The following is a 6,561-nucleotide window of genomic DNA, read 5'->3' as shown; positions in this document are numbered from 1 at the left end:
TATTATATGTTTTTATTTATTTTTTGTAAATCATTGATGTTATTTTATTAGATATAAACTGGTGTTATAATGTTTTGTGTCGCCTAACTCTTTGGCGTCAATTTGACGTAGAGAGGTGGTGTATAGAATGTTTGATACCTTTGTACAGTTTACAATCACTGTTATTAGTGGTTGTATCATTGCGTTGTTTACAGAATGGCTACGGCATCGTAATGATAAATAATTATATATAATAGGCGACTGTGGCCAACACTAAAAACACCCTTACTAGTGCGAATAGTAAGGGTGTTGGTGTATAGAATTTGATACCTTTGTTAATTATATTATAACATGTTTATATCTATAATCAAATTACCAAACAATTAATTGTGTAAATAAAGCGAATTTGACTAGTAAATATATTAAAAGTCCAACAAATGCATATGCGAGTAGGTCTGGTATATTTCGGAATCTTGGTATTGTTTCATATTTTCTTGTAAAAATTGTTTTATGAATAGTTGAAAATATTTCTGAACTGATTAAAAATCCATACATACATATAATGACAGATATTATTAAATATATTGGTATGAGTATTATACGCAAAGGTTTAATTACAAAATCTATAAATAAACCTGCGAAGTTATGTAATGTTGTATTAGCCTCAACGTCACCAGATTTTGCCATTAATATAACACCTATCATTAAAACTATGAATGTTCCTAAAGCACCAAAGAAACATCCAGCTGGTGTTTCTTCATATATAGGTCGCCATACACCTTTAATTAATTTCCAGCCTACAAATCTACCTTCATCATAATTTCTATCTTCTGGTCTTTTGGGATCTTCAAATGGAGCCATTATTTAATTTCCTTTTTAAATGAATATTCACCATCATTTAAAGGTTCAGTAATTTTAAAAGTACCTTTTAAAATTTTAGGTTTATTAATATCTTCTTGAGTTATAACGTAAGCTATTTTTCCTTTGAACGTTTGATTTCGTCCGACTTGATTCATATTTAATTCTGTTGATGCATCAGAATCTGAAGTGTCTATTTTTTTACCGTCAATTTCACCATTAACATTGAGTATTTCACCATTAGTTTCATTAGCATACACTTTTACTAATTCACCTAAATTCATATCTTCACTATCTTTATTAGTATATTCAAAATCAACTTCTATCACACCACCTTTTTTATCCTCTGTAGCTATGGAATCTGAACTACTAGGATCACCAATAGAAACACTACCATCCATTTGTTTGGTACCAAATTTATGTGTAGATAATAAATCATCTATATTATAGGTATTTATTTTATTGATTTTAAAATCAATTGCATCATTTTCTAAATGATTACCTTTTAAATCTAAAATATATTTAGGTACTTTGCCACCTGAATGAACACTATCAGGAAAGAGGTCTTTAGATTTACCTAGATATGTAGCACCTTTTGTATTTTTAACAATTTTCTTTTCAATATCAATTGCTTTATTAGTATCAACAAAATATTCACCATTTACTTTATCATCAATATCATTTTTAGAATAGTACTTGTTGTAATCAAGTTTCTTGTAAACAGAATCAGAAACCCCTTTATTATCATTCTTACTATCAGACTTATCGTCATCATTACCACATGCTGCTAAAACAATTCCACCAGCTAATATTAAACTACTAATTTTAACAATTTTCATCTTTTGTGCATCTCCTAGAATATAAATATTTTATTAAGCATATAACAATTTTAAAATTTAAGTAAAGGGGTTTAGAAGAAATAATTCAAATAAAATATTCCTTTCGATTTTACTGTTGATAAAACCGAATATATGTTGACTTTTAACAACTTTAGATGTACAAAACCAACAATAAGTTGTATAATTAAATTATTAAATATATGGAGTTGATAATTAATGGGATATTTACGTGATTTGAGAAAAAGCCGTAAATTAACGCAAGTAGAATTAGCTGAATTATTAGATACCAATAGATATAGAGTTATTGAATTAGAAAGATCCAATTTGTTAGATATATTAAGTTATAACGAATTAGAAGAACTAGCTACTTTATTTGATAAAGATGTTAATCAATTTATAAATGAATATAGGGAAGTGACAAAGTATGTCTTTAATTAGTAAAATAAATACTTTATTTGAAGAAGAAGAAAGGATTGCTAAAAAAGCAAAAGATTATAATGCTAAGAAAGCTGAATATAATAAAATTAGATTGAAGTCAATTGATAATGATGCAATTGAAGAACATTATACGTCAATTAAACAATTAGAAAGAGATCAAGTTTTATTAGAAGATATGTATTTAGAATTATCTTATGAACATAATGCATTAGTTGAAGAATTTGAAAATTTCAATAATAAAAGGAGCGCGATGTTAAATGAGTAATACAAATAGTGAAAGAATTAATTTAACTATAACACCTGAAAACATAGATGATGTTATTAATACATTAAACAAGTTACCAGATGGAAAAGGTAAAATTTATACAACAAAATTAAATGAACTGAAAGAAGAATATAACTTAGTAGATAATACAAATGAAGAAATTAAAAATTTAAACAATATGGAGATTGTTGATAATAATAATTATACGACTGTTAAAACAAAATTAGAGACTGTTAGATCAAATATATTATCTAATGATCGTATTAGTAATTCTCAAAGTGGTGCTGTTGTTTTAAATCAGGTTAATAATGAATTAAAAGACTTAGGTACTGTTTCAAATAAATATGAAGAAATTGAATCTATATTAAAAGAATTGAGAGCCTATGGCCAATAATAAAGATTTAATTAAGCAACTTAGAAATATAATAAATGATTTAGATTATAAACCATTATTTGAAACTTTTAATTTTTTAAACAACGATCGTATTGAATATGATGACTTACCTAAAGTTGAAGATATACCTACATTTAATTTATTAAACAATATTAGTAGCATTAATAAATTAAATTCAAATATTGATTTGGTAATTAGTAACAGCAACAGTAATAGTAAAAATTTAAGTAGAATAAGTACATTAAGCAAAAGACATTATAATTTTAATATTAATAGTAATTTAGGTCATACATTTAAAGGTAAAAGAAGAAATAAATATAATAACTTAAAATATAGACCATTAAATATTAGTTTATCTTTAGATTATTTAACGAGTAACTTTAATAATGATTTTAGTCATACGATTTTCATTTCAAATTTATTAAAACAAAACGCTTTAATGAATGTAAATATTAATAATGATGATGAAATGAAAAAGAACATCAGTACTATAAATACATTAGATATGCCTGTTTCTAATATATTTATTAATACTGATGATCTTAAATATGATATGAAATTAAATGATTTAAATGATATTGATAAATCTTTTGATAGCTTAATTATACATCAAAATGAGTTAAAAGTACACATAGACGATGTTAATGAGTTATCAACACTAAATAATACAATTGAAATTGAAATACCTAAATTAAGATATAAAAAAGTACCACAACCACCTGAAGAACCACCAGAAATAAATTTAAACATTCCAGATGAATTAAATTCGGATAATATATCTGAACCTACAATGTTTAATGAAGAAGTAACTAATTATTATAATGAATTGATTACAATGGGTTATTCAGAAGAATCAGTTGAATTATTAGAAGGTATTCCTGATTTAAAAGCATGTAAAGAATTTATTGATTACTTTAATGAAGAAGTCAGTAATTTAAAAGGTAAAGCTAAAGGACTATTTGAATTACAGACAGGTAAAATAAATGAAATTGCAATGCAGCTTATTATTTGGGATGAATTAGATGAATTTAATGAGTTTTTACAAGAATGGTTCGAAAATACAGGTAGTAAATTTAAAGGTGCTTATTTAACTGAAAAAGGGCTTAAATTAGATTCAAGTTCTGTTGAATACTTACATTTACTTGATAGATGTATGGTCGAAAATAGAGGACGTAGTGTAAGTAAGATGACAGGACAATTTAAAGATGCCATACAAGATGGTGAAAGTGCAGAAAAAGAAGTATATGAAGCATTTAAAGCATATTTAATTCAAAGAGATTAGGAGGATTAATAAATGAGTAAAAAAGTACCAGTATTAATTGCAGACTTTGAAACAACAGTTGTGCATGATACTAAAGATATGACAATTGAAGAAATAAAAGCCAATTACTCAACTAGAGTATGGCAAGCAGCATTTAGCAATTTAGATAAAGACGATCACATTGTATATGCTAATAATATAGATGAATTTATGTATAAAGTAATGACGTATGGTGCACAAGGTGGCGCAAATATATTCTTTCATAATTTAGGTGGTTTTGACGGTGCCTTTATATGGGATTGGGCTTTAAAAAATGATTATGAATATGTACATGATAAATCATATAGTACAGCTAACAAAAAAATTGTTGGTGAATTAGACAGATTTACAATATTTAAAAATAATAAAGTGTTTAACTTCTATGATACTGTAGATATGATTAAATCTAGTATTGATAGTATGAGTAAGGCAATTGCAGAAGATACTGGAAAAAATGAAATCAAAGGTATTACACCTTTATATACTGAAGAAGAATTGGCAAAACGTACAACTGAACAAATTGCTTATGATGATTGGTATATAAAAATAGACGTTGAAACACTTAAGTATGTAGTTAAGAAATATATGATTGCAGAATGTGTTGATCATAACATATATACACAATCTAATTTAGCGCAACAAGCATTAGATTTAGATTATGATGGTTTTGAAGAATGGTATAAACAACAATATGATAAAGAATTTGATGGTAAAGATTTAGATTTAAGAGATTTAATACCATACAGACGTAATGAAAATATTGTACCATTTACTAATCATTTAAAAGCAAAACCAATTAAGAAAGTTAGAAATAAAGATGTCTATCATAAATTAGATGATTGGACGATTAATGAAAATAATGAATTAAAACCTAAATATGTTGAAATTAGTAAAGAAGAATATAAAGCAATACAAAATGATTTACCTAAATCGGATAAAAATAAAAAACAATTTAGTAATATGAATTGGTTAAAAGATGATGAAGGTAAAAGTATTAAATCACCTATTAAATTAACAGGTATTAAAGATGATATAGGTAAAATGATTGCTTTAATTAACTATAAAAACAAATATAAAAAAGGTGAAATTAATAAAGAAGAATATGATAAAGCGACTAAAAAATTTAATCAAATCATAATGAAAGATCAAGCAATTCAAAATAATAAATATGGTAAACATGCATTTAAAGGTGGATTTAATTTTGTTAATCCAATTTATCAAGGTATACGATTACCTTTAGTAACAGTATATGATATAAACAGTATGTATCCATGGATATTACGTACAATGAAATTACCTAAAACTGAAGGTAAATTTGTTAAAATTAGAGATATTAATGATTTAGATTCAGATAAATTGTATATTATTAGATTCAAAAATTTAGAAATGACAATTAAAGAAGATTGGGTACCATTTATAAAATATAGAACAAATGAAACAACTGAAGATGGTATTAGTAATGATGTTAATCATGTAAATACTAAATTTGGTGCAATTAGCCAAGCTGAATATTATTTGAATTACAGTAATTTTGAAGATATATATTTAACAAGTGCTGAAGTTCAATTGATGAAACAAGCATACAATATACATCAGTATGAAATTAGAAATGTTAAAGAATATGAACGTGATTATGAATTAGAAAATAAAATGCACAAACATGTTGATTTCTGGATGAAAGTTAAACGTAATGCAAATAGTGAACTAGTTAGAAACTATGCAAAAATGATGTTAAATGCTGTATATGGTAAATTAGGTAACTTTGATACTGAATATGATCAATATAAATATGATTTAAGTAATGAAGGCATTGTTGAAAAAATATTATTAGAAGATAAACAACAACCAATTCGAGTACAAGCAAATGTAACAGCCGCTGCATTTATAACAGCATATGGCCGTTGTTATTTAACTAAAATGATTAATAAAATAGGTGTTGAAAACTTTGTCTATTGTGACACAGACAGCTTACATTTAATTGGTCATGGTGAATATGACGAAATTGAAATACATGATACTAAATTAGGTGCATTTAAAATTGAAGAGTATGAAAAAGACGCTTTATATATTAAATGTAAGACATATGGTGCATTATCTAGTAAAAAGAAAGATGGTGAATATGAATTTAAATGTGCTGCAGCTGGTATTCATGCTAAACCTAATAAAGAAGACTTCAAAGTAGGTAATTATATATATGATAAGAAAAATATTCGTGTTAATGGGGGTATATTACTTGTAGATCAAAAGCAAAATATAGGGTTTATACATCGTAACTATTTATATTATCAAGCATTATATCGTAATGATACAACTAGTAAACAATTAGTTACAAAACTTGATAATTGGTATGATAACTATTATAAACTATTTCAAAATATGAAAGGTTATTCAGATGAACAAATACAACATCTACAAGAAGCACAAAGAAAAATGCCAACTAAAGAAAATCAAGAAATTACAATTGTTCAATTCCAAAAACAACTTGAAG

The 6,561-nt window shown here is 25.6% G+C and carries 8 protein-coding genes; 6 read left to right on the top strand and 2 right to left on the bottom strand.

Annotated features, from left to right (window positions below; all coding sequences use genetic code 11):
- Positions 1-127: 127 nt before the first annotated feature.
- Positions 128-223, top strand: a complete 96-nt coding sequence (locus tag NSQ15_RS12450) for a type I toxin-antitoxin system Fst family toxin (RefSeq protein WP_340747209.1) — start codon at positions 128-130, stop codon at positions 221-223.
- Between the two features lie 128 nt (positions 224-351).
- Here NSQ15_RS12450 and NSQ15_RS12445 read toward each other — a convergent pair whose 3' ends face one another.
- Positions 352-840, bottom strand: a complete 489-nt coding sequence (locus NSQ15_RS12445; protein WP_340747208.1) for a hypothetical protein — start codon at positions 838-840, stop codon at positions 352-354.
- Positions 840-1,676, bottom strand: a complete 837-nt coding sequence (locus NSQ15_RS12440) for a hypothetical protein (protein ID WP_340747207.1) — start codon at positions 1,674-1,676, stop codon at positions 840-842. The genes NSQ15_RS12445 and NSQ15_RS12440 overlap by 1 nt, the downstream gene beginning before the upstream one ends.
- Positions 1,677-1,892: 216 nt before the next feature.
- Between NSQ15_RS12440 and NSQ15_RS12435 the strand changes: the two genes are divergently transcribed.
- The 5 genes from NSQ15_RS12435 to NSQ15_RS12415 form a co-directional block, all read left to right on the top strand.
- Entirely contained in the window at positions 1,893-2,114 is a 222-nt protein-coding gene (locus NSQ15_RS12435; RefSeq protein ID WP_340747206.1) for a helix-turn-helix transcriptional regulator, read from the top strand.
- Positions 2,101-2,379 carry a hypothetical protein gene (locus NSQ15_RS12430; protein WP_340747205.1) on the top strand — a complete coding sequence of 93 codons (279 nt, stop codon included), beginning with the start codon at positions 2,101-2,103 and terminating at the stop codon, positions 2,377-2,379. The genes NSQ15_RS12435 and NSQ15_RS12430 overlap by 14 nt, the downstream gene beginning before the upstream one ends.
- Complete coding sequence (locus NSQ15_RS12425; RefSeq protein ID WP_340747204.1) at positions 2,372-2,773, top strand: hypothetical protein; 402 nt, start codon at positions 2,372-2,374, stop codon at positions 2,771-2,773. The genes NSQ15_RS12430 and NSQ15_RS12425 overlap by 8 nt, the downstream gene beginning before the upstream one ends.
- On the top strand, positions 2,763-4,055 hold the full coding sequence (locus tag NSQ15_RS12420; RefSeq protein ID WP_340747203.1) for a hypothetical protein: 1,293 nt from the start codon (positions 2,763-2,765) through the stop codon (positions 4,053-4,055). The genes NSQ15_RS12425 and NSQ15_RS12420 overlap by 11 nt, the downstream gene beginning before the upstream one ends.
- Positions 4,056-4,067: 12 nt before the next feature.
- On the top strand, positions 4,068-6,561 hold a 2,494-nt coding region (locus tag NSQ15_RS12415; protein ID WP_340747202.1), incomplete at its 3' end, for a DNA polymerase.

The organism is Staphylococcus sp. FSL W8-0774 (assembly GCF_038006785.1).
Lineage (GTDB): Bacteria > Bacillota > Bacilli > Staphylococcales > Staphylococcaceae > Staphylococcus > Staphylococcus pasteuri.
The sequence above is the reverse complement of the archived record's forward strand: the minus strand, read 5'-3'. Positions and strand labels throughout refer to the sequence as shown.

Coding starts and splice junctions, on each gene's coding strand:
- NSQ15_RS12425 (WP_340747204.1), top strand. CDS start 2,372: ATGAGTAATACAAATAGTGAAAGAATTAATTTAACTATAACACCTGAA.
- NSQ15_RS12420 (WP_340747203.1), top strand. CDS start 2,763: ATGGCCAATAATAAAGATTTAATTAAGCAACTTAGAAATATAATAAAT.
- NSQ15_RS12450 (WP_340747209.1), top strand. CDS start 128: ATGTTTGATACCTTTGTACAGTTTACAATCACTGTTATTAGTGGTTGT.
- NSQ15_RS12430 (WP_340747205.1), top strand. CDS start 2,101: ATGTCTTTAATTAGTAAAATAAATACTTTATTTGAAGAAGAAGAAAGG.
- NSQ15_RS12445 (WP_340747208.1), bottom strand. CDS start 840: ATGGCTCCATTTGAAGATCCCAAAAGACCAGAAGATAGAAATTATGAT.
- NSQ15_RS12435 (WP_340747206.1), top strand. CDS start 1,893: ATGGGATATTTACGTGATTTGAGAAAAAGCCGTAAATTAACGCAAGTA.
- NSQ15_RS12440 (WP_340747207.1), bottom strand. CDS start 1,676: ATGAAAATTGTTAAAATTAGTAGTTTAATATTAGCTGGTGGAATTGTT.